General features: G+C 68.1%; 19 protein-coding genes. 7 read left to right on the top strand and 12 right to left on the bottom strand.

The window, feature by feature from the left end:
* Positions 1-87 precede the first annotated feature (87 nt).
* Both VF522_RS17335 and ggt read left to right on the top strand, forming a co-directional pair.
* Positions 88-846, top strand: a complete 759-nt coding sequence (locus tag VF522_RS17335; RefSeq protein ID WP_330909548.1) for a 3-hydroxyacyl-CoA dehydrogenase — start codon at positions 88-90, stop codon at positions 844-846.
* A 67-nt stretch (positions 847-913) separates the two neighbouring features.
* Positions 914-2,737 carry a gamma-glutamyltransferase gene (gene ggt, locus VF522_RS17330; protein WP_330909547.1) on the top strand — a complete coding sequence of 608 codons (1,824 nt, stop codon included), beginning with the start codon at positions 914-916 and terminating at the stop codon, positions 2,735-2,737.
* Positions 2,738-2,797: 60 nt separating this feature from the next.
* Here the strand turns inward: ggt and VF522_RS17325 are convergent, their stop codons facing one another.
* Positions 2,798-3,661, bottom strand: coding sequence for a YihY/virulence factor BrkB family protein (locus tag VF522_RS17325; RefSeq protein WP_330909546.1), 864 nt, complete (start codon positions 3,659-3,661; stop codon positions 2,798-2,800).
* 115 nt (positions 3,662-3,776) lie between these two features.
* Here VF522_RS17325 and VF522_RS17320 point away from each other — a divergent pair, with 115 nt between their 5' ends.
* Complete coding sequence (locus VF522_RS17320; RefSeq protein WP_330909545.1) at positions 3,777-4,757, top strand: tripartite tricarboxylate transporter substrate binding protein; 981 nt, start codon at positions 3,777-3,779, stop codon at positions 4,755-4,757.
* Between the two features lies 1 nt (position 4,758).
* Here VF522_RS17320 and VF522_RS17315 read toward each other — a convergent pair whose 3' ends face one another.
* Positions 4,759-6,405, bottom strand: coding sequence for an acyl-CoA synthetase (locus tag VF522_RS17315; RefSeq protein ID WP_330909544.1), 1,647 nt, complete (start codon positions 6,403-6,405; stop codon positions 4,759-4,761).
* A gap of 69 nt (positions 6,406-6,474) precedes the next feature.
* Here VF522_RS17315 and dnaG point away from each other — a divergent pair, with 69 nt between their 5' ends.
* Complete coding sequence (gene dnaG / locus VF522_RS17310; RefSeq protein ID WP_330909543.1) at positions 6,475-8,349, top strand: DNA primase; 1,875 nt, start codon at positions 6,475-6,477, stop codon at positions 8,347-8,349.
* A 249-nt stretch (positions 8,350-8,598) separates the two neighbouring features.
* Positions 8,599-10,974, top strand: coding sequence for an RNA polymerase sigma factor RpoD (gene rpoD, locus VF522_RS17305; protein ID WP_330909542.1), 2,376 nt, complete (start codon positions 8,599-8,601; stop codon positions 10,972-10,974).
* A 93-nt stretch (positions 10,975-11,067) separates the two neighbouring features.
* On the opposite strand, the gene VF522_RS17300 is transcribed toward rpoD, so the two are convergent.
* Positions 11,068-12,384, bottom strand: a complete 1,317-nt coding sequence (locus tag VF522_RS17300) for a M20/M25/M40 family metallo-hydrolase (protein WP_330909541.1) — start codon at positions 12,382-12,384, stop codon at positions 11,068-11,070.
* A 30-nt stretch (positions 12,385-12,414) separates the two neighbouring features.
* Complete coding sequence (locus tag VF522_RS17295; protein ID WP_330909540.1) at positions 12,415-12,912, bottom strand: DUF3299 domain-containing protein; 498 nt, start codon at positions 12,910-12,912, stop codon at positions 12,415-12,417.
* Positions 12,913-12,946: 34 nt separating this feature from the next.
* Here VF522_RS17295 and VF522_RS17290 point away from each other — a divergent pair, with 34 nt between their 5' ends.
* Positions 12,947-14,074, top strand: a complete 1,128-nt coding sequence (locus VF522_RS17290; protein ID WP_330909539.1) for an FAD-binding oxidoreductase — start codon at positions 12,947-12,949, stop codon at positions 14,072-14,074.
* A 1-nt stretch (position 14,075) separates the two neighbouring features.
* Here VF522_RS17290 and VF522_RS17285 read toward each other — a convergent pair whose 3' ends face one another.
* Complete coding sequence (locus tag VF522_RS17285; protein WP_330909538.1) at positions 14,076-14,291, bottom strand: hypothetical protein; 216 nt, start codon at positions 14,289-14,291, stop codon at positions 14,076-14,078.
* A 127-nt stretch (positions 14,292-14,418) separates the two neighbouring features.
* Here VF522_RS17285 and VF522_RS17280 point away from each other — a divergent pair, with 127 nt between their 5' ends.
* Entirely contained in the window at positions 14,419-15,387 is a 969-nt protein-coding gene (locus VF522_RS17280; RefSeq protein WP_330909537.1) for a DMT family transporter, read from the top strand.
* A 3-nt stretch (positions 15,388-15,390) separates the two neighbouring features.
* Here VF522_RS17280 and VF522_RS17275 read toward each other — a convergent pair whose 3' ends face one another.
* From VF522_RS17275 to VF522_RS17245, 7 genes are all read right to left on the bottom strand, one after another.
* The gene (locus VF522_RS17275; RefSeq protein ID WP_330909536.1) at positions 15,391-16,188 is read right to left on the bottom strand and encodes an enoyl-CoA hydratase; all 798 of its coding nucleotides are present in this window, start codon (positions 16,186-16,188) and stop codon (positions 15,391-15,393) included.
* Positions 16,185-17,387 carry a CoA transferase gene (locus tag VF522_RS17270; RefSeq protein WP_330909535.1) on the bottom strand — a complete coding sequence of 401 codons (1,203 nt, stop codon included), beginning with the start codon at positions 17,385-17,387 and terminating at the stop codon, positions 16,185-16,187. Before VF522_RS17270 ends, VF522_RS17275 begins: the two co-directional genes overlap by 4 nt.
* A gap of 28 nt (positions 17,388-17,415) precedes the next feature.
* Positions 17,416-18,486, bottom strand: coding sequence for an ABC transporter ATP-binding protein (locus tag VF522_RS17265; RefSeq protein WP_330909534.1), 1,071 nt, complete (start codon positions 18,484-18,486; stop codon positions 17,416-17,418).
* The gene (locus VF522_RS17260) at positions 18,483-20,228 is read right to left on the bottom strand and encodes an iron ABC transporter permease (RefSeq protein ID WP_330909533.1); all 1,746 of its coding nucleotides are present in this window, start codon (positions 20,226-20,228) and stop codon (positions 18,483-18,485) included. The genes VF522_RS17265 and VF522_RS17260 overlap by 4 nt, the downstream gene beginning before the upstream one ends.
* Before the next feature lie 18 nt (positions 20,229-20,246).
* Complete coding sequence (locus tag VF522_RS17255; RefSeq protein WP_330909532.1) at positions 20,247-21,296, bottom strand: ABC transporter substrate-binding protein; 1,050 nt, start codon at positions 21,294-21,296, stop codon at positions 20,247-20,249.
* 118 nt (positions 21,297-21,414) lie between these two features.
* Positions 21,415-22,188, bottom strand: coding sequence for an enoyl-CoA hydratase (locus tag VF522_RS17250; protein ID WP_330909531.1), 774 nt, complete (start codon positions 22,186-22,188; stop codon positions 21,415-21,417).
* The gene (locus VF522_RS17245) at positions 22,188-23,189 is read right to left on the bottom strand and encodes an aldo/keto reductase (RefSeq protein ID WP_330909530.1); all 1,002 of its coding nucleotides are present in this window, start codon (positions 23,187-23,189) and stop codon (positions 22,188-22,190) included. Before VF522_RS17245 ends, VF522_RS17250 begins: the two co-directional genes overlap by 1 nt.
* Between the last annotated feature and the right edge of the window lie 48 nt (positions 23,190-23,237).

Raw genomic sequence — 23,237 nt, 5'->3', positions numbered from 1 at the left:
TTCCTTTGGACGCTCTGGGTTCCCGCCTGCGCGGGAATGACGTTGGACCATAATTGACGTTTACGTCAACGTCACCAGGAGCGAGAGATGGACATCCAGGGTAAGGTCTTCATTGTGACCGGCGGTGCATCCGGCCTCGGCGAAGGCACGGCGCGCATGCTGGCCGCCGCCGGCGGCAAGGTCGTCGTGGCCGACATGCAGGCCGACAGGGGCGAGGCCGTCGCGAAGGACATCGGCGGCGTCTTCGTCAAGTGCGACGTGAGCCAGGAAGCCGACGCGCAGGCCGTCGTCGCCAAGGCCGTCTCCCTCGGCAAGCTGGTGGGCCTCGTCAACTGCGCCGGCATCGCGCCCGCGGAGAAGACCGTCGGCAAGAACGGCGCGCACAACCTCGGTGTGTTCAGCAAGACCATCATGGTCAACCTGGTGGGCAGCTTCAACATGATCCGCCTGGCCGCCGAGGCGATGGCGAAGAACGAGCCCGAGTCCACCGGCGAGCGCGGCTGCATGATCTCCACCGCCTCGGTCGCGGCCTACGACGGCCAGATCGGCCAGGCCGCGTACAGCGCCTCCAAGGGCGGCGTGGTCGGCATGACGCTGCCCATCGCGCGCGACCTCGCGCGCAACGGCATCCGCAACATGACGATCGCCCCCGGCATCTTCGGCACGCCCATGCTGTTCGGCATGCCCAAGGAAGTGCAGGACGCGCTCGCTGCCAGCGTGCCCTTCCCCTCGCGCCTCGGCACCCCCGAGGATTACGCGAAGCTGGCGAAGCACATCTTCGAGAACGACATGCTCAACGGCGAGGTGATCCGCCTGGATGGCGCGATCCGGCTGGCGCCGAAGTAACCCGGCCCCCGGCGCGGGCGGCGCGCCCTATAGTCGCTGGACAAGACATCCAACGACAGGAGCCACGATGCGCCGCCCGATCCTGACCTGGCTGGCTGCCGCCAGCCTGCTGGCCGCTTGCACCAGCACGCCGCCCTCCACCGCGCCGTCGGCGCGCGCGGGCAGCTTCAGCTACAACGTCCCGCAACAACCCGAGGCGGCCTCGGGCCTCACGGCCAAGCCGGGATGGGCGACGACCAAGTTCGCCGTCGCCGCCGCCAATCCGCTGGCCACCGACGCCGGCTACCAGGTGCTCAAGGCAGGCGGCTCCGCGATCGACGCGGCGATCGCCGTGCAGATGGTGCTGACGCTGGTGGAGCCGCAGTCCAGCGGCATCGGCGGCGGCGCCTTCCTGCTGCACTACAACGGCCGCGACGTCGAGGCCTTCGACGGCCGCGAAGTGGCGCCGATGGCGGTGGACGAGCGCCTGTTCATCGGCGCCGACGGCAAGCCGCTCGCCTTCTACGACGCCGTGGTCGGCGGCCGCTCGGTCGGCGTGCCCGGTGCGGTGCGCATGCTGGAGATGGCGCACAAGCAGTACGGCAAGCTGCCCTGGGCCGCGCTGTTCCAGCCCGCCATCCGGCTGGCCGAAGGCGGCTTCCGGGTGAGCCCGCGCCTGAACACCCTGCTGGCCGGCGAAGCGCACCTGAAGAAGGATCCCACCGCGCTCGCCTACTTCTACCAGGCGAACGGCGAGCCGCAGGCCGTCGGCACCCTGCTGCGCAACCCGGAACTGGCGGCGGTGCTGCGGCGCATCGCGGCCGACGGCTCGCGCGCGCTGCACGAGGGCGACATCGCCCGTGCGATCGTCGACAAGGTGCAGAAGCATGCCTCCAATCCCGGCAGGATGACGCTGTCGGACCTCGCGGCCTACCAGCCGAAGAAGCGCGCGCCGATCTGCTACGACTACCGCACGCCGCCGCGCGAGTACCGGGTCTGCGGCTTCCCGCCGCCCAGCTCGGGCGCGATCGCGATCGGCCAGATCCTCGGCATCCTGTCCAACACCACCGCGGAATCGCTGCCGCTGGAGGACGGCTTGCCCTCGGCCGACTGGCTGCATCTCTATACCGAGGCGGCGCGCCTGGCCTTCGCCGACCGCGCGCAATACCTGGGCGATCCCGACTTCGTGCAGCCGCCCGGGGGCAACTGGATGAGCCTGCTGAACCCCGCCTACCTCGCGTCGCGCACCAGCCTGATCGGGCCGCAAAGCATGAAGGTCGCGCAGCCGGGCAATCCCGCCGCGCGCGCCAGCCTGTACGGGCCGGGCGCCGAGCAGATCGAGCACGGCACCTCGCACATCAGCATCGTCGACCCCTTCGGCAACGCGATCGCCATGACGACCACCATCGAAGACCAGTTCGGCGCCCGCCAGATGGTGCGCGGCTTCCTCCTGAACAACGAGCTCACCGACTTCAGCTTCGCGCCCGCCGACGCGCAGAACCGGCCCGTCGCCAATCGGGTGCAGGCCGGCAAGCGTCCGCGCTCCTCGATGGCGCCCACGCTGGTGTTCGACAAGGCCACCGGCCAGCTCGTGATGAGCGGCGGCAGCCCCGGCGGCGCGCTGATCATCCACTACACGGCGAAGACGCTGTACGGCGTGCTGCACTGGGGCCTGACGCCGCAGCAGGCGGTGGACCTGCCGAACTTCGGCTCCACCAACGGCCCCACGCTGCTGGAAGAAAAGCGCTTCCCGCCGGCGACCGTGCAGGCGCTGCAGGCCCGCGGCCACGAGGTGCGCGAGATGAACATGACCAGTGGATTGCAGGCGATCACGATCGGCAACGTGCACGGACGGCAGATGCTGCTCGGAGGCGCCGACCCGCGCCGCGAAGGCATCGTGATGGGCGACTGAGATTGTCATTGCGGGCCAGCCCCGCAATCCATGGGTCCCGGGTCGAGCCCGGGACGACAATCATTGGCGGTCGAGCCGCTCGTACTCCGAGATCACCTGCGCCCCCAGCAACAAGAGGGTCGCGGCGATCTCCAGGCTGAACAGCACCACGATCGCCGTGGTGAGCGAGCCGTACACCACGCTCACCTGCGACAGGGTGCTGAAGTACCACACCAGCACCCTGCGCGTGACCTCCCACAGCAGGGCCGCGGTGACGCCGCCGACGAAGGCATGGCGCCAGTGCAGCCGGCCCACCGGCATCACCATGTAGATCGAGGTGAGCAGGAAGATCTCGCCCATCAGCCCGAGCAGGTACAGCAGCAGACCCGACACGCCCTGCAGCGACCACTCCCCCCCGAGGAAGTGGATGGTGTTCTCCCCCATCGCCTGGATCGCGCCCGCCACGAAGGTCACCACCAGCAGGCCCACGCCCAGCGACAGGATGTAGAGATAGGGCAGCAGCGCCGACACCAGGAAGTGCCGGCGCCGCACGGCGAAGCGGTGCAGGAAGATCACCGACATCGCCTTTTCCAGCACCGTGAAGGCGAGCGAGCTGAAGAACAGCATCGTCACGAACAGCACCCAGCCGACCACCTCGCGGTGCTGGACGAAGTTGGACAGCTCCTCGATGATCGCCTTCGACTGTCCCGGCACGACCCATTCGAGGTAGCGCCCCAGCGTGGTGAGCAGCTCGGCCCGCTCCACGAAATGCGACAAGCCGATCACCGTGAGGATCAGGAGCGGCACCACCGACAGCAGCGCGTAATAGGCGACCGCGCCGGCCAGCAGCAGGCCCTGGTTGGACTGGAAGCCCTTGAGCACCCGGCGGGCGAAGGTGCCGGGGTGGGCGATGACGTAGGTCCCCGCGGCGCTGAACACAGGCATGGCGGCGAGTATGCCGCGCGTGCGTGTCGCAGGGGCGACCCGGCCCCGGGCTTTCCCCGCCTTGCCTGCGCGGAGCCCTGTCCTACATTCGGCGACGAGAACACAGGAGACCGCCATGCACCAACCCGACCGTTCGCGCCGCCGCCTCGTGCAGGCCGCGCTGGCCGCGCCCGCGGCGATCGCGCTGCCGTCATTCGCCCAGGCAGCCTTCCCCTCGCGTCCGATCCGGCTGATCTGCCCCTGGCCCGCGGGAGGGTCCACCGACGCCGTGCTGCGCGCGCTGGGCCAGAGCGCGTCCAGGACGCTCGGCCAGCCGATCGTGGTGGAGAACAAGGGCGGCGCCGGCGGCATGCTGGGCGCCATCGACCTCGTGACCGCCGCTCCCGACGGCTACACGCTGAGCCAGCTGCCCCACGGCGTGTTCCGCATCCCGCACATGCAGAAGGTCGCCTTCGACACCCAGAAGGACTTCACCTGGATCGTCTGCCTCACCGGCTACACCTTCGGCCTCGTGGTGCCGGCCGACTCGCCGATCAAGTCGGTGAAGGACCTCGTCGACTACGCCAAGGCCCATCCCGGCAAGTTCACCTACGGCTCCACCGGCATCGGCACCAGCCCCCACCTGGCCGTGGAGGAGTTCTCGCAGCGCGCCGGCATCCAGCTCAATCACGTTCCCTTCAAGGGCAACGCGGAAAACATGCAGGCCATCCTCGGCGGCCACATCATGGCCGCGAGCGATGCGACCGGCTGGGCGCCGCACGTGGAATCCGGCAAGCTGCGCCTGATCGCCACCTACGGCAGCAAGCGCACCAAGCGCTGGCCCACCGTGCCCACGCTGGACGAACTGGGCTACAAGACCGTGTCCGATTCGCCTTTCGGCGTGTGCGGCCCCAAGGGCATGGACCCCGCGGTCGTGCGCACCCTGCACGACGCCTTCCGCAAGACGCTGGAAGACCCCGCGGTGATGGCCACCTTCGACAAGTACGACCAGACGGTCGTCTACATGAACACCGAGGCGTACACGAAGTGGGCGCGCGAGACGTATGCGGCCGAGCGCGCCACGATGGAACGCCTGGGGCTGACGCAGAAGATCTAGTTCACACGTCGATCGCCGACGCCGACCCCGCCTTCTTCCGCAATTCGAATTTCTGGATCTTCCCCGTGGAGGTCTTCGGCAGTTCGCCGAAGACCACCGCCCTGGGCACCTTGAAGGCCGCCAGGTGCCGGCGGCAATGCGCCACCACTTCCTCCGGGGTGAGCGTGGCGCCGGGCTTCAGTTCGACGAAGGCGCAGGGCGTCTCGCCCCACTTCGGGTCCGGCCTGGCCACCACCGCCGCGGCGAGCACGGCGGGATGGCGGTACAGCACGTCCTCCACCTCGATCGACGAGATGTTCTCGCCGCCGGAGATGATGATGTCCTTGCTGCGGTCCTTGATCTTGATGTAGCCGTCGGGGTACTGCACGGCGAGGTCGCCCGTGTGGTACCAGCCGCCGGCGAAAGCCTCCTGCGTCGCCTTCGCGTTCTTCAGGTAGCCCTTCATCGTGATGTTGCCGCGGAACATGATCTCGCCCATGGTCTCGCCGTCCAGCGGCACCGGCTGCATCGTCTGCGGATCGATCACGCGGGCGCTGCGCTGCAGGTGGTAGCGCACGCCCTGCCGCGCATTCAGGCGAGCCCGCTCGCCGATGTCCAGGCCGTCCCATTCCTCGTGCCTGGGGCAGGCGGTCGCCGGGCCGTACACCTCGGTGAGGCCGTAGACGTGCGTCAGGTCGAAGCCGAGCGTCTCCATGCCTTCGATCAGCGAAGCGGGCGGCGCCGCACCGGCGACCATCGCTTTCACGCCGCGCGGCAGCCCCTGCCTCAGCTCCGGGGGCGCGTTCACCAGCAGGCCGTGCACGATGGGCGCGCCGCAGTAGTGCGTCACGCCGTATTCGCGGATCGCGTCGGCCATCGCCCTGGCTTCCACCTTGCGCAGGCAGACATTGACGCCGGCGCGCGCGGCCACCGTCCACGGGAAGCACCAGCCGTTGCAATGGAACATGGGCAGCGTCCAAAGGTAGACCGGATGCTTGGGCATGTCCCATTCGAGGATGTTGGAGATCGCGTTGATCGCCGCGCCGCGGTGGTGGTAGACCACGCCCTTGGGGTTGCCGGTCGTGCCGCTGGTGTAGTTCAGCGCGATGGCATCCCACTCGTCGGCGGGCAGCTCCCAGGCGAAGGCCGGGTCGCCCTGGGCGAGGAAGTCCTCGTAGGTCGTGCTGCCGATGCGCTGCGCCGTTCCGGTGAAAAGTGCGTCCTCGGCGTCGATCACCAGCAAGGGCCGCGCTTCCTTGCGCAGCGCGATCGCCTTCTGCATCGCCGGCGCGAACTCGGGATCGACGATCACCGCCTTCGCCTCGCCGTGGTCCAGCATGAAGGCGACCGTCTCCGGGTCCAGCCGGGTGTTGAGCGCGTTGAGCACCGCCCCGGCCATCGGGATGCCGAAGTGCGCCTCCACCATGGGCGGGGTGTTGGGCAGCATCACGGCCACCGTATCGCCCTTGCCGAGTCCTGCCTGCCGCAGCGCGCTGGCCAGGCGCCGGCAGCGCTCGTCCACCTGCTGCCAGCTGCGGCGCAGCGGCCCGTGGACGACGGCCGTGCGTTGCGGATAGACCTCGGCGGCGCGCTCCAGGAAGGACAGCGGCGACAGCGGCGTGAAGTTCGCCTCGTTGCGCGGGAGGTCCTGGTCGAAAATGCTGGCCATCGCGGTCTCCTGGGATGATTCTCGGTCGGAGCGTAGCCCCTTTCGCCCCGGTGCAGAATACGCATCCCCGTGGCCATCCCCCAGAACTTCATCCAGGAACTGATTGCACGCGCCGACGTCGTCGAGATCGTCGGCCGCCACGTGCAGTTGAAGAAGACCGGGGCCAACTTCTCCGGGCTCTGCCCCTTCCACACCGAGAAGTCGCCCTCCTTCACGGTGAGCCCCTCCAAGCAGTTCTACCACTGCTTCGGCTGCGGCAAGAACGGCAACGCCATCGGTTTCCTGATGGACCACGCCGGCATGAACTTCGTGGAGGCGGTGAAGGACCTGGCCGGCCAGTACGGCATGCAGGTGCCCGAGGAAAACGTGTCCCCGGCGGAACGCGCCCGCCAGGTGGAGCAGCGGCAGAAGCAGGCGACGCTCACCGACGTGCTGGAAAAGGCCGGCGCGGCCTACCGCAAGCAGCTGAAGAACTCGAGGAAGGCCATCGACTACTTCAAGGGCCGCGGCGTGTCGGGCGAGATCGCCAGGCAGTTCGGCCTGGGCTACGCGCCCGAGGGCTGGCGCTCGCTGGCCAGCGTCTTCCCGAACTACGACGATGCCCTGCTGGCCGAAAGCGGCCTGGTGATCGTCGGAGAAATGGATCCCGGGTCGAGCCCGGGACAGGCCAAGCGCTACGACCGCTTCCGCGACCGGGTGATGTTCCCGATCCGCAACGTCAAGGGCGAATGCATCGGATTCGGCGGCCGGGTCCTCGGCGACGAGAAGCCGAAGTACCTCAACTCGCCCGAAACGCCCATCTTCAGCAAGGGCCGCGAGCTGTACGGCCTCTGGGAGGCGCGCAACGCCCTGCGCGAACACGGCTACGTGCTGGTCACCGAGGGCTACATGGACGTCGTGGCGCTCGCCCAGCTCGGGTTTCCCAATGCCGTCGCCACCCTGGGCACCGCCTGCACCACCGAGCACGTGCAGAAGCTGTTCCGCTTCACCGACAGCGTGGTCTTCAGCTTCGACGGCGACGCCGCCGGCCGCCGGGCGGCCCGCAAGGCGCTGGACGGCGCCCTGCCCTACGCCAGCGACGTGCGCTCGGTGAAGTTCCTGTTCCTGCCGCCCGAGCACGACCCGGACAGCTACATCCGCGAGAACGGGCAGGACGCCTTCGCCCGCTTCGTCCGCGGCGCCGTCCCCCTGAGCGAGTTCCTGCTGGAAGCGGCGGCCGAGGGCTGCGACCTGGCGACGGTCGAAGGCCGTTCGAAGATGGTGAGCAACGCCAACCCGCTCTGGAAGCTCCTTCCCGAAGGCGCGCTGAAGAAGCAACTGCTCGGGGCGATCGCCGACCGGGCGCAGCTGGGGGAGCACGACCTGCTCGAACTCTGGGGACTGGCCCGGCGGGAACCGGCGCGGGGCTCCAGGCCGCGCAAATCCTCGGAGTCGCCGTACAAGCGGCGGGCCTACGGCGCCGGCCCGCGGCACACGATCAAGCCCAAGACGATCGCGATGGCGGAGCACATCGCCCGGGCGGTCCTGCGCAATTCGCAGGCCTGGGAGATGTTCGGCAACGACGAACACCACCTGCTGTGCGAGCTGCAGTCGCCCCACGGCGACCTCTTTTCCTGGATCGACGGCCGGCACCACGAGCATGGCGGCGAACCGTGGGCCGTCCTGCAGCTCGGACTGGAAGGTCAGCCGTTTTCCGAGCTGGCCTCCCGCCTGAACGCGCTCGACGACTTGCAGCCGATCGGCCGGATGCTGGACGTGGAGGAGATCGACGAGTCCGACCTGCGGCGATCGCTGCGGGCCATCCAGGTGGACGCGGTCAAGGAGGAAATGGACGAAGCCGCCAGGCTTCCGGGGACGGATCCCTCCCGCATGGAACGGCTCTACAACCTCAGCCGCAAGCTGCAGGCGTTGCTGGAAGCACAAAAACCCGGCAGCAAGCCTTGAAATCCGCCGGCGACCCTATAATGTAGGGTTTGCTGGCGGCAAGAGCGACAGCAGCACCTCCGGACCGGCCGGCCCTCGAGCACGAGCGGCGCCCCCCAGCGGGCCCAGGCCAAATCACCGCAAGGGCTGCACACCAAATGTTCGCCCACCCATCTTGCCCCTGAGAGTCGAGGCCCTGGTCGGCCTCCTGCACCCGCGCCGGGTTCGTCGTGGCGCTTTTTTGTTCCTGCTGTCCTTCTCCGAGGTCGTATGCCCGTTCAAAAATCCGCCAAGGCGTCCCCTGCTGCGAAACCCGCCGACCGAAAGCCACTCCAAACACCATCGAAGTCCGCGGCCAAGGCCCAGCTGAAAGTCGTCAAGAGCGACGGCAAGCAGGCCTCCGCCAAGTCCGCAACGAAAGTAGCCAAGCCCGTGCCCACGAAGTCCCCTGCCAAGGTCGAGAAGGCCTCCGCCAAGGAAGAAACGAAGAAGTCCGCCAAGACTGCCATCGTCGCCGATGAACCGGTGAAGAAGAAGCCTGGCCGCCCGCCGAAGGCGACCGCGGAAGTCGACACGCCCCCGAAGGCCACCGGCGCCAAGCGCGGCCGCAAGCCCAAGGCCGCCGAAGGGAAGGCGGCGGACGAGACCGACCTCGCCGACGTCGAGGCCGACTTCGAGGACAGCGAGCCGGCCGTCGAGGAACCCGCGGCCGTCGTCGAGAAGGTCAAGCCGCTGCGCATGAAGATCAGCAAGGCGAAGGAACGCGCCTTGATGAAGGAATTCGGGCTGGACGAGGCGGTCCTGTCCGAGGAAGACATGGCCAAGCGCCGCCAGCGCCTGAAGAGCCTGATCACGCTCGGCAAGACGCGCGGCTACCTCACGCACGCGGAAATCACCGACCACCTGCCCGAGAAGCTGGTGGACGCCGAGACGCTGGAAGTCGTCGTCTCGATGCTCAACGACATGGGTGTGGCCGTCTACGAGCAGACGCCCGATGCCGAGACGCTGCTGCTGACGAACACCGGCCCGACCGCCGCGACGGTGGAAGAGGCGGAAGAGGAAGCCGAAGCCGCCCTGTCCACGGTGGACAGCGAATTCGGCCGCACCACCGACCCCGTGCGCATGTACATGCGCGAGATGGGCACGGTGGAACTGCTCACGCGCGAGGGCGAGATCGAGATCGCCAAGCGCATCGAAGGCGGCCTGATGGCGATGATGGAGGCGATCTCCGCCTCGCCCGCCACCATCGCCGAGATCCTGCGCCTGGCCGCGGAGATCCGCGAAGGCAAGATCGTCATCTCCACCGTCGTCGACGGCTTCTCCAACCCGAACGAAGCCGACGACTATGTCGCGGAAGAAGACTTCGACGAGTTCGACGCCGACGACGACGACGACGGCTCCGGCGGCTCCAAGGCGCTGACCCGGAAGCTGGAGGAACTCAAGGCCGCCGCGCTGGAGAGGTTCGACAAGATCGCCAGCCTGTTCGAGAAGGTGCACAAGGCCTACGACAAGGAAGGCTGGAGCTCCGCCACGTACCAGAAGTGCCAGCACGCGCTGTCCGAGGAGCTGATGACCATCCGCTTCACGGCCAAGACCATCGAGAAGCTGTGCGACATGGTGCGCGGCCAGGTCGACGACATCCGCAAGAAGGAGCGCGAGCTGCGCCGGATCATCGTCGACAAGTGCGGCATGCCGCAGGAAACCTTCATCAAGGAATTCCCGCCCAACCTGCTGAACCGCCAGTGGGTGGAGAAGCAGGCGCAGGCCGGCAAGCCGTGGAGCGTCATCATCCAGCGCAACATCCCGGCCATCCAGGAGCTGCAGCAGAAGCTGACCGACCTGCAGTCGCAGGTGGTCGTGCCGCTGGCGGAGCTCAAGGAGATCAACCGCCGCATGAACGAGGGCGAGGCCTCGTCGCGCGAAGCGAAGAAGGAGATGATCGAGGCCAACCTGCGCCTCGTGATCTCGATCGCCAAGAAGTACACGAACCGCGGCCTGCAGTTCCTGGACCTGATCCAGGAAGGCAACATCGGCCTGATGAAGGCGGTCGACAAGTTCGAGTACCGCCGCGGCTACAAATTCTCGACCTATGCGACGTGGTGGATCCGCCAGGCCATCACCCGCTCGATCGCGGACCAGGCCCGCACGATCCGCATCCCGGTGCACATGATCGAGACGATCAACAAGATGAACCGCATCTCGCGCCAGCACCTGCAGGAGTTCGGCTTCGAGCCGGACGCCAGCATCCTGGCGGCCAAGATGGAGATCCCGGAAGACAAGATCCGCAAGATCATGAAGATCGCCAAGGAGCCGATCTCCATGGAAACGCCGATCGGGGACGACGACGATTCCCACCTGGGCGATTTCATCGAGGACACCGGCAACACCGCGCCGATCGAAGCCGCCATGCAGGCCGGCCTGCGCGACGTGGTGAAGGACATCCTCGACTCGCTGACCCCGCGCGAAGCCAAGGTGCTGCGCATGCGCTTCGGCATCGAGATGAGCACGGACCACACGCTGGAGGAAGTCGGCAAGCAGTTCGACGTCACCCGCGAGCGGATCCGCCAGATCGAGGCGAAGGCGCTGCGCAAGCTGAAGCACCCGAGCCGTTCGGACAAGCTGCGGTCGTTCATCGACACGCTGTAATCCGCTGCAGCAACGACAAAGGGCCCCTCGGGGCCCTTTGTCATTCTCCCTCCCCCTCCGGGGGAGGGTTGGGGTGGGGGCGCTCCCCCGCGATCAGCGCTTGGGCAGCAACGGCTGCGTCACGCCCTCCACGCCCACCAGCGACAGGATCGTCAGCAGCTCGCTCTGCGGGCCCAGCCACGCATTGACCGGCGAATACCACTCGCCGGGGCCGTGCGAACCGCCGCCCACGCCGCCGCTCCCCAGCGTCACCGCCGGGATGCCCAGGCTGATCGGCAGGTTGGAATCGGTGCTCGAAGCCATGATCGACTTCACCTCGCCGCCGACCGACGCGATGCCCTTGCGCGCGGCATGCAGCATCGGCGAATCCATGGAGCTCGCGCCGGCCGGGCGGTCGCCCACCAGCTTGAATTCCACCTTGATCACGTCCTTCTGGTTCCAGCGGGCGTTCTCCTCGGCGGCGGCGTCCTTCGCCAGCGCGAGGATCTTCTCTTCCAGCTTCTTCAGTTCGTCCGCGCTGTTGGAGCGCATGTCGAGACCGAGTTCCGCTTCCGCGGCGATCGCGTTCACCGAGGTGCCGCCCTTGAGCGTGCCGACGGTGAAGGTCGTCTTCGGGTTCTCCGTCGTGCGCACTTCGGCGATCTTGGCGATCGCGCGGCCCAGCGCATGCGTCGCCGACGGCAGGCCGAAGGCGGAGAAGCTGTGGCCGCCCGGGCCCGTGTAGACGATGCGCCAGCGGCGGCTGCCCGTGGCCTGGTTGACGATGCGGCTGATGTCCACGCCGTCGAAGGAGATGAAGCCGTCGACGTTCTTGTGGTCGCGGAAGAAGGCCTTCACGCCGCGCAGGTCGCCCAGTTCCTCCTCGCCGACGGTACCGACGAAGACGATGTCGCCCACGGTCCTGATCTTCGCGTGGTCCAGAGCGCGCACCACGGTCAGCAGCGAGGCGAGGCCGCGGCCGTCGTCGTAGATGCCGGGGGCGTGGTACTTGTTGTCCTTGACCTTCACCTTGACGTCCGTGCCCTCGGGGAACACGGTGTCGAGGTGTGCCGAGACCACCAGCACCGGGCCGCGGCCGGTGCCCTTGCGCAAGGCGATCACGTTGCCTTCGGCATCGATGCGCGCATCGGCCAGGCCGAGCGCCTTCAGGCGCTTCTGGTATTCGGCCGCCCGCACCGACTCCTTGAAGGGCGGCGCCGGGATCTCGGTCAGCTCGATCTGGTCCTTCAGCGTGCGCTCGTCCTCGGCCTTGATGAAGTCCAGCGCCTGCTTCACGGGCGCGTGGCCGCCCAGCTTGCCGAAGGCGGCTTCGGTCGCGGCGTTGATGGGGGGCGCGCTCTGCGCCCAGGCGAACGGGCTCTGCGCCAGGAGCGCCACCGCGCACGCGGCGACGAGTTGTCTTCTCTTCATTTTGTCTCTCTCGGGTTGGGAAAAATGCGATCAGAGCGCGGACGGCTCCGCTTCGACGAGCCGGTAGAACATGCCGGACGCGTCGTTCTCCAGCAGCTCGAGCCGGCCTTGCACCACCACCGGTTCGAGCGAGTATTTCACTTCCTTGCGCGCCTTCACTTCCACCATCGCCTCGGGGCCGGCGGTCAGGCAGAACGGACAGCTCGGCGACCACGCCGACAGCAGGAAGCGCCGGTGCGTCTGGCCGGCCTCCAGCGGCAGGATGTAGCCTTGCAGCTTCACCGTCTTGCCGTTCAGGGGCCGCAGCGCCGCGGGGAAGTCGGGGCCCAGCTTGCCGTCGACCTTGCGGATCGCGGTCTTCGCCAGCAGGGACCAGCCCACCGCGCCCTTGGCATCGGGGAGCATCTGCGTCATCGGATCGTGCGGCGGCGGTGCCGGCGACTCGGCCAGGGCGCCCGTCACGGCCAGCGCCGACAGCAGCACGGCGCGGGCGGCGAAGCGGCCGGCAGCGGTGAGAATGCGGGACATGCCGCGAGTGTAGCGGCGTTAGCATGCTAACCACATGAGCGAAAGCACGGATTACCTCGTCGTCGGGGGCGGCATCGCCGGCGCCTCGGTCGGCTACTTCCTGGCGCCGCACGGCCGCGTAGTGGTGCTGGAGCGCGAGTCGCAGCCCGGCTACCACTCCACCGGCCGCTCGGCCGCCCTCTTCCTGGAAAGCTATGGCACGCCGCAGGTGCGGGCATTGACCGGCGCGAGCCGCGCCTTCCTCGAGCAGCCGCCGGCGGGCTTCGCCGAACATCCGGTGCTCGCCGCGCGCGGCTGCCTGCTGGTGGCCCAGCCCGGCCAGGAACGGGAACTCGCGGCGCACTGGGACCTGCTGCGCGCCATGACGCCGCATGCGCGCCGGCTCACGCCCGACGAGGCGCTGGCGATGGTGCCGGCGCTGCGCCGCGAACGCCTGGTCGGCGCGGTGCTGGAGCCCGGCGCGATGGACATGGACGTGCATGCCATCCACCAGGGCTACCTGCGCGGCCTGCGCCACGCGGGCGGATCGGTGATGTGCGATGCGGAAGTCACCGCGCTCGCCCGCATCGGTGGCGACTGGGAAGTGACGACGAGGGCCGGCACCTGGCGCGCGCCGGTGGTGATCGATGCGGCCGGCGCCTGGTGCGACGTGGTCGCCGGGCTCGCGGGCGTGCCCTCCATCGGCCTGCAGCCCAAGCGCCGCTCTGCCTTCACCTTCGCGCCGCCCGCGGGCATGGACACGCGCGCCTGGCCCTGCGTGATCGGCGCCGACGAGTCCTGGTACATCAAGCAGGACGCCGGCATGCTGCTCGGCTCGCCCGCCAACGCCGACCCCGTGCCGCCGCAGGACGTGCAGCCGGAGGAGCTCGATATCGCGCTGGCGATCGCCCGCATCCAGGAGATGACGACGCTGGAGATCCGCCGGCCGTCGCGCACCTGGGCGGGCCTGCGCTCGTTCGTCGCCGATGGCGGCCTGGTGGGTGGATTCGATCCGGCGGCGCCGGGGTTCTTCTGGCTGGCGGCCCAGGGCGGCTACGGGATCCAGACGTCGCCGGCGATGGGCGAAGCTTGCGCGGCGCTGGCGAGGGGACTGCCGTTGCCGGGGAGGATCGCGGCCTTCGGGCTCACCGAGGCGATGTTGTCGCCGGCGCGCTTGCGGTGACCTAGAACATGGTGTCCTGGTACCGGTCCGTCTTGCCGTCCCGCCGCTTTTCCAGCAACTCCACCCCGGGCCGGTGCGCCGCGCCGGTCTCGTAGCGCATGCCGCATTCCGGGCAGGCGTATTCCTCCAGGTGGTCCGCGAACGGCCCGTGCTGCACCAAAACGCGGAAGAACGCCCCGCAGTAGGCGCATGACTTCTCGAAGGTGTTGTCGGGCATGGTGTCCTCCCGTGCCGAGTGGACCCAGCCAGTATGCGCCCGCGGGGACGCGCATTCAAGAAGCCGCATTCCTGCGTGGCGGCGCCCGCGGCGGCCTTCGCTGGCCACCCCTTAAGATCGTTCCCCGATGACATCCCCCGCCCCGGAGGCGCTGCGCGCCGCCAACCGCCGCGGCGTGCTGGCCATGGCGGCCGGCATGGCCAGCTTCGTGAGCAACGACGCCCTCGTGAAATTCGTGAGCCAGTCGCTTCCCGCCGCCCAGCTGATCGTCGTGCGCGGCCTCTTCGCCACCGCGCTGCTGCTGGCGATCGCGCATGCGATGGGCGCGACCGACCGGATGCGCGCCCTGCTCGATCGCAAGGTGCTGCTGCGCGCCGGCTTCGACGCCTTCGCGACCATGACCTACCTCACCTCGCTGTTCCACCTGCCGATCGGCAATGCGACGGCGATCAACATGGCCACGCCACTGTTTCTCACGCTGTTCGCGGTGATCGCGTTCAACGAACGGGTCCGCGCGGGCCGCTGGATGGCGATCGCCACCGGCTTCGCGGGCGTGCTGCTGGTGGTGCAGCCAAGCGGCACCGCCTTCAACGCTTACGCCCTGCTCTGCCTTGGCGGCACGCTGCTGCACGCGAGCCGCGACCTGATGACGCGCACGATCGACCGGAGCATCCCGTCGATCCTGATCACGCTGAGCACCGCGGTGGCGGTCACGCTGCTGGCTGCGGTGTTCGGGCTGTTCCAGGACTGGAAGCCGGTGACGTGGCAACAGCTCGCGTTGCTGGCGACGGCCAGCGCGTTCCTCTCCAGCGGCTATTTCCTGCTGACGGTCGCGATGCGCAGCGGCGAGATGAGCGTGATCGCGCCCTTCCGTTACACCGGGCTGCTGTTCGCGCTGGTGCTGGGATTCGTCGTGTGGGGCGACGTGCCGAATGGAGTGGCGTGGGCTGGCATCGGCTTGCTGGTGGCGGCGGGCCTGTATGTGCTGCACAGCGAGCGCAGCCGGGTGCCTCCGCTCGTCGTTCCCGCGCAGGTGGGAAGCCAGGGCATTGCAAACGAAGGCGGAAGCCCTGGGTCCCCGCCTGCGCGGGGATGACCATCACTTTCCCCGGAACTTCGGCTTGCGCTTCTCCATGAACGCCTGCCGTCCTTCGACGTAATCCTGGCTGGCGAAACACTGCGCGACGACTTCTTCGCACAAGGCCATGTCCCGCTCCGACTCCGGCTTCAAGGTCTGCGCCACCAGCGTCTTGATCGACGCCACCGTCAAGGGCGCATTGGCCGCGATCGCCGCCGCGTAATCGCGCACGTAAGACTCCAGCCCGTCCACCGGCACCACCCGGTTCACCAGCCCCATCGCCAGCGCTTCGGCCGCCGTGAACTGCCGCGCCGTGTAGAAGATCTCGCGCGCGAACGCGGGACCCACCACGTCGACCAGCTTCTTCACGCCGTCGAACTCGTAGCCGAGTCCCAGCCTGGCCGCCGGAACCGCGAACGACGAGCCCTCCGCCGCGATGCGCATGTCGCACGACAACGCCAGCGAAACGCCGCCGCCCACGCAGTAACCGCGGACCATCGCGATGGTCGGCTTGTTCACGTGGCGCAGCGCATGGTTCGCGCGCTGCGCCTGCTCGTTGTAGATCGCCGTGGTCTCGGCGCTGGAGCGCTTCTCCTCGAACTCCGAGATGTCGGCGCCCGAGACGAAGGCCTTCTCGCCGGCGCCCTTCACCACGATCACGCGAATTTCCGGATCGGCCGCGTAGTCCGTGACGATCTCCTCCAGCGCCTCCCACATCGCCATCGACACGGCGTTGTGGCGCGCGGGGTTGTTGAAGACGATCCAGCCGACCGCGCCGTCCTTCTGCGCGATCATGCGGTCGGTTTTCAGCGCGATCACGGCAGCGCCGTGGCCTTCACCACGCCTTTGGACAACATGCCGTCGGTGTCGCCGTCGGCGTAGCCCAGCTCGCGCAGCACCTCGCGGGTGTGCTGGCCGAGCAGCGGCGCCGGCTTGCGGATCTGCGTCAGGTCGCCGTTGGACTTCACCGGCAGGCCCAGCGTCTTCATCGGCCCGATCACGGGGTGCTCGATGTCGTAGACCATGCGGCGGTGCTGCACCTGCGGATCCGACATCGTCTGCTCGTAGGTGTAGACCGGGCCGCCGGGCACGCCGGCCGCGTCCAGCTTTTCCACCCAGTGCGCCGTCGGCTGCGTGGTGAAGATGGCTTCGATCAACTCCTGCAGCGCATCGGCGTTCTTCACGCGCAGCGGGTTGCGCGCGAAGCGCTCGTCGTCCAGCCACCCGGGCTGCTGCACCACCTGCTCCACGAAGGCGCGCCACAGCTTGTCGCCGCTGGCGCCCACCGTGACGTAGCCGTCCTGCGTGCGGAAGGCCTGGTAAGGCGCGGAGCGGCGGTGCCGCGTGCCGGTGGCCGTGGGCTTCTCGCCTCCGCCGAACCAGGCGCCGAATTCCCAGATGCTCCAGGCGAGGCCCGCTTCCAGCAGCGAGGTCTCCAGGTACTGGCCCTGGCCGTGGCGCAGCTTGCCGATGAAGGCGCCGAGGATGCCGTACAGCGTGGTCACGCCGCAGGCGATGTCGTTCATGGCGATGCCGACCTTGGCCGGCCGGCCGCCCGGGTGGCCCGTCATCATCATGATGCCGGACATGCCCTGGGCGATGATGTCGAATCCGCCCTTGCGCCCGTAGGGGCCGGTCTGGCCGAAGCCGGACATCGAGGCGTAGATCAGTCCCGGATTGACCTGCTTGAGGCTCTCGTAGTCGATCCCGAGTTTCTTCACCACGCCGGGACGGAAGTTCTCCATCACGATGTCGCTGCGCGCAGCCAGGCGCATCACGATGTCCTTGCCCGCGGCGGACTTCATGTCCACCGAGATGCTCTTCTTGTTGCGGTTCAGGACCGCGAAGCAGTAGGACTCGTCGTTGACCTTGGGTTCGAAGTTGCGGGTGCTGTCGCCGTCCAGGCTTTCCAGCTTGATCACCTCGGCGCCGAGGTCCCCCAGCACCATGCTGCAGTAGGGACCCGCCATGACGTTGGTGAGGTCGAGGACACGGACGCCTTCGAGGGGCAGAGGCATGAGCGAGGTTTCCTTGTGGACGTTGCTGTCAGCTGACGAGGGTGATCTGCGAAGTGTCGAACTCGGCATAGATTGTCTGCCCGACTTCGAAGACATCGCCCGGCCGCGCCGTCACGCGGATCGGTTCGAGCGCCGGAGCGAGGGAGATGTGGTAATCCCACGACTCCCCGAGGTAGGAGCGGCGCTGGACGCTGGCCGGCACGCAGTAGCGCTCGTCGCGCTCGGCGGGCCTGTCGCGCAGCAGCTGCACCGCCTGCGGGCGGATCGACACCTGCACTTCCGCCGGCAGTTGGCCATCGGCGGCCAAGGCGCGGGCCGGCAGCCGGAAGCCGCCGAAATCCACGGCATCCTCGCGCCGCGCGCCGGTCAGGAAGTTCGTGCGGCCGATGAAGCCCGCCACGAAGCGCGTCTTCGGCCGGCTGTACAGCTCGAAGGGCGCGTCGAGCTGCTCGATGCGGCCCTTGTTCATCACCGCGATCCGGTCGGAGGTGACCATCGCCTCGGCCTGGTCGTGCGTGACGTAGACCATGGTCATCTGGAATTCGTCGTGCAGGCGGCGGATCTCGAAGCGCATTTCCTCGCGCAGGTTGGCGTCGAGGTTGGACAGCGGCTCGTCGAGCAGCAGCACCGCCGGATTCACCACGATCGCGCGGGCCAGCGCCACGCGCTGCTGCTGGCCGCCGCTCAATTCGGCGGGGTAGCGATCGCGCAGGGCCTTGAGTTTCACCACGTCGAGGATCTTGTCGACGCGCTGCTTCGCTTCGGCCGCCGGCACCTTCTGCAGCTTCAGGCCGAAGGCGACGTTCTGCTCCACCGTCATGTTCGGCCAGATCGCGTAGCTCTGGAAGATCATGGACATGCCGCGCTTTTCCGGCGGCAGGCTCGATTGCGGCGAGGAGATCACCTTGCCATCGAGCTCGATGGTGCCGGCCGACGGCGAGATGAAGCCCGCGATCATGCGCAGCGTCGTCGTCTTGCCGCAGCCCGAAGGCCCCAGCAGCGACACCAGCTCGCCCTCGCGCAGCGACAGGTTCAGGCCATCGACGGCGACGAAGTCGCCGAAAGTGCGCGACACATTGCGCAATACCAACTGGCTCATGCCACCGTCCTCCTCAGCATGAAGTCGCGCCCCATCAGCCGGAATCCCAGCAGGATCAGGGCCACCGTGATCACCACCAGCACCAGGCCGATGGAAGCGAGCATCTCGAAATTGCCTTCGTCGCTCTTGTCGAACAGCAGAACGGAGAGTACCTGCGTATTGATCGAGTAGAGGAAGATCGCCGTGCTCAGCTCGCGCGTGGCGGGGATGAACACCAGGATGAAGGCGCCGGCCATGCTGCGCTTGAGCACCGGCAGCACCACGTGGCGGATCGCCGTCAGGCGCGAGCCGCCCAGCGTGCGCACGGCCTCTTCCAGTTCCGGGTTGATGCTGCGGATCGCCGCGTTGCTGTTGACGAAGGCGATCGGCAGGAAGCGCGTGGTGAAGGCCAGGATCAGGATCCACGCCGTGCCGTACAACAGCAGCGGCGGCCGCGTGTAGGCCGCGTAGAAGCCGATCGCCAGCACGATGCCCGGCACCACGAAGGGCGCCATGGTCAGGAAGCCCAGCACGCCGCTCACGTGCCGGTTCACCAGGTTGCGGTTGGTGACATAGGCGACGCACAGCGCCAGCACCAGTGCGATCGCCGAGGCCGCGCCCGCATAGAGGAAGGTGTGCAGCGTGGCCGTGCGCGTCAGGTCGTTGTCGAACAGCACCGCATGCAGGTTGCGCAGCGTCAGGTTGTCCAGCGAGAAGCCGCGTCCCCAGGCCTTGGCGAAGGCCGCCTGGCAGATCACCGCCAGCGGCATGAAGAAGGACATCGTGGTCACCAGCAGGCACCAGCCCAGCATCAGCCACTTCCACGGTCCCAGCGACATCGGCCGCCGCTCGCCGCCCTTGCCGGTGAGCGACACGTAGCCCTTGCGGTGCGTGATGCGCCGCTGCACCCAGAACAGGAAGACGGTGATCAGCAGCAGCGGCATCGCATACGCCGAGGCCACGCCGATCTTGGGCGGGAACTCGAAGAACTGCCACAGCTGCGTGGTCACCACGTGGAAGCGCGCCGGCAGCGCGATCAGCGCCGGCGAGCCGAACAGCGCGATCGCTTCCAGGAACACCAGGATGAAGGCGCCCAGGATCGCCGGCAGCACCAGCGGCAGCGTGATCAGCAGCGTGGTCTTCAGGTTGCCCGCGCCCAGGATGTTCGCCGCGTCCTCCATCTCGGACGACACCAGGTCCAGCGCCGACTTCGTCAGCACGAAGACGTAGGGGAAGCTGTAGCAGGCGATCACCAGCACCAGCCCCGGCATCGAGTAGACGTTGAAGGGGCCGGCGCCCGCGCCGGTGAGCGCCATCCAGGCCTTGTTCAACCAGCCCGCGTTCGGCCCCGCCAGCAGGATCCAGCCGACCGCCCCGAGGTACGGCGGGATGATGAAGGTGCCGAGGATCGCGATCCAGATCAGTCCCTTGAACGGCATGTCGGTGCGCGACAGCGCCCAGGCCATGGGCACGCCGAACACCAGGCACAGCGCCCCGGCCGACACGCCCAGGATCAGCGAGTTGAGCAGCGCCTCCAGGTAGCGCGAGCGGCTGTAGGCGGCAACGTAGTTGGCGAGCGTGAAGGCGCCGTTGGCGTCCTGGAAGCTGACCACGAACAACCGCAGCAGCGGATTGACGACCAGGAAGACGAGGAAGGCGATGGCGACGATCCAGACGATCGTCGTCTTGTCCCAGTGCTTCCAGCGCTGCTCGAACCGCCCGGGGAGGCTGGCCTCCTCGAGCGTGGTCTTGGCGTAGGCCATGGAACGCGGGGCCCGCGCTCAGATGCCGAAGGTATCGCGGAACTTCTCCTTCACCTCGGGGATGCCCTTGGTGATTTCGTCCTCGGTCGGCCGCGCCACCTTGATCTGCTCCAGCGGCTTGGCGCCGGGCGCGGGCGCGACGCCCTTCATGACGGCGAGCGAGTGCGACTTCACCTGCACCTCGCCCGCTTCCTTCGACAGCAGGAATTCCATGTACAGCTTGCCGGCGTTCGGCGAAGGCGCGTTCTTCGGGATCGCGCTGGGCGACACCATCAGCAGCGCGCCGTCGGTGGGGTACACCACCGCGAGCGGATTGCCCTTGTCGCGGCTCAGGAGCGTGGTGGCCTCCGGCCCGGCGGCCACCGCGCGCTCCTTGGAGTTGAGCATCGTCACGGTGTCGTTCACCGAGCGGCCGATCTGCGGCTGGTTCTTCTCCAGCCTGGTGAAGTAGTCCCAGCCATAGAGCTTCTGCATCATCACCACCCAGGTGCCGACGTAGCCGCTGAAGGCCGGATGGCCGATCGACACCTTGCCCTTCCACTTCGGGTCGAGCAGGTCGGGCCAGTTCTTCGGCGCGTCCTTCTCGGCGACCATCTGCGTGTTGTAGGTCAGGAGCATGAGCGCCGCGGCCGTCACCCAGTAGTGGCCGTCCTTGTCGTTGTACGACTTGAGCGAATCCACCATGTTGGCGGCATTGCGCGGCGTGTACTTCTGCAGCAGCCCCTTCTTCTCCAGCTCCGGGTAGTGGCTCACGTCGGTGCTGCTGAAGACGGAGGCCACCGGCGTGTTGGCCTGGATGTCCTGCTGCAGCCGCTGGTAGGCCACCTGCGCGGTCGTGCGCACGAAGTTGCACTTCAGGTCCGGGTACTTCTTCTCGAAGGCGCTGCACAGGGCGGCCGCCTCCTCGGTGTTGTAGTGGGCCGTGTACACGGTGACCGGCTTTTCCTTCTTCGCCGCGTCGTACAGCTCCTTTTCCCAGGGCTGCATCTGCGCGCTCGCCGCGCCGCCGGCCAGCGCGAAGGCAGCCGTCATGCACACGAGGAAGGTCCGGCGGAACGGGGTGGGCATGGCTCGTCTCCTGGCGGCGGGGGCCGCTCCTATATTTGTGGGGCCGCCCACTCTAGGCCCATGCACCGGCACGAGGCATCCGCACTTACCTGCATGCGGAGCGAACCGGAAAGTTCGCCTACCGGCCGCGGAAGACCGGCTTGCGCTTCTCGCCGAAGGCGCGCACGCCCTCGCGGTAGTCCTCGCTGGCGTTGGCCGCGCCGGCGGCCGCCTCCGCCTCTTCGCGCAGGGCCGTGCCGAGGAAGGCATTCACGCTGAGCTTCACCGCCTTCATGGTGAGCGGCGCGTTGTCGGCCATGTTCCCCACCAGCTCGCCGACCGCACGGTCGAGTTCTTCGGGCGCGACCACGCGGCTGACGAACCCCATGCGCAGGGCCTCCTCCGCCCCGAAGACGCGGGCCGAGAGGAAGATGTCCAGCGTGTCCTGCACGCCGATCAGCGCGATGAAGCGCTCCACACCCGCCGGTTTGTAGCCCAGGCCCAGGCGCGCCGCCGGCATGCGGAAGCGCGCATCGGACGCGCAGATGCGCAGGTCGCAGCCGGCCGCCAGGCCCAGCCCGCCGCCCATGCAGATGCCGCGGATCTTCGCGATCACCGGCTTGCCCGCGCGCACCGGCGCGAGGTATGCCGCATCGTAGATGTCTCCATAACGCTGCTGCGCCTCGGCGTCGCCCCGCTGGGATTCGAACTGCGAGATGTCGGCGCCCGAGACGAAAGCCTGCGTGCCCTCGCCCGTCAGCACGATCACCGAGATGCCCGCATCCGCATCGAGCTCCTCGATCACCCGCGTGAGGTCCTGCCACATGGCCACCGTCATCGCGTTGAACTTGTCCGGGTTGGACACGGTGACGGTGCCGACGTGGCCGTCGCGGCGGACGCGGATCTCCGGCATCAGAACACCTCGGTGTCCACTTCGCGGTTGGCCTGTTCGCTGTAGCGGTTGCCGGCCACCGTCTTCTCGTTGACCAGGGCTTCCAGCCGCTGCAGCAGTCCCGCGTCCAGCTTCACGTCGGCCGCCGCCAGGTCTTCCTCCAGGTGGTCGACGCTGGTGGTGCCCGGGATCGGAATCACGTGCTCGCTCTTGTGCAGCAACCAGGCGAGCGCCAGTTGCGCCGGCGTGCAGCCCGCTTCGCGCGCGAGCTCCCGGTAGGCGGGCAGCAGCTTCAGGTTCCTCGCGTGGTTCTCGGCGTCGAAGCGCGGCATGGTGCGGCGGATGTCCTTGGCCTCGAAACCGGTCACGTCGGGCACGGCGTCGCACAGGAAACCGCGCGCCACAGGGCTGAAGGCCACGAAGGCGATGCCCAGCTCCTTCGTCGCCTGCAGCGAGGCGATCTCCGGATTGCGCGTCCACAGCGAATACTCGTTCTGCACCGCGGCGATCGGATGCACCGCATGCGCCTTGCGGATCGTGGCCGCCGACACCTCCGACAGGCCCAGCGCGCGCACCTTGCCCTGCTCCACCAGCCGGCTCATGGCGCCCACGCTCTCCTCGACCGGCACCTTCTTGTCCCAGCGATGCAGGTAGTAGACGTCGATCACGTCCGTCTGCAGGCGGCGCAGGCTGTCCTCGCAGTTCCTGCGCAGCGTCTCCGGGCGGCCGTCGATCACGCGCTTGAGCACGCCGTTCTCGTCCGGCACGCCGGCCAGCCCGCCCTTGCTGCACAGCGTGAACGCGTGGCGGTGCGGCTTGAGCACGCGGCCGACCAGCGTCTCGTTGGCGCCGAAGCCGTAGAGCGCGGCGGTGTCGAACAGCGTCACGCCCGCATCGAGCGCCGCGCGCAGGACGCGCTCGCCCTGCTCGGCCGGCGGCGGCGTGCCGTAGGCGTGACTGAGGTTCATGCAGCCGAGGCCGATGGCGGTGACGGGGAAAGCCCCGATCTTTCTGGTGTGCATGGCGGCGAAGCTTACGTCATACTGGGCCGGTCGCCGCTTCTCTGCCGC

It is taken from the genome of Ramlibacter sp., from assembly GCF_036383835.1.
Lineage (GTDB): Bacteria > Pseudomonadota > Gammaproteobacteria > Burkholderiales > Burkholderiaceae_C > Ramlibacter.
Note: the sequence above shows the minus strand (reverse complement) of the source record. Positions and strands in the feature narration are given on the sequence as shown.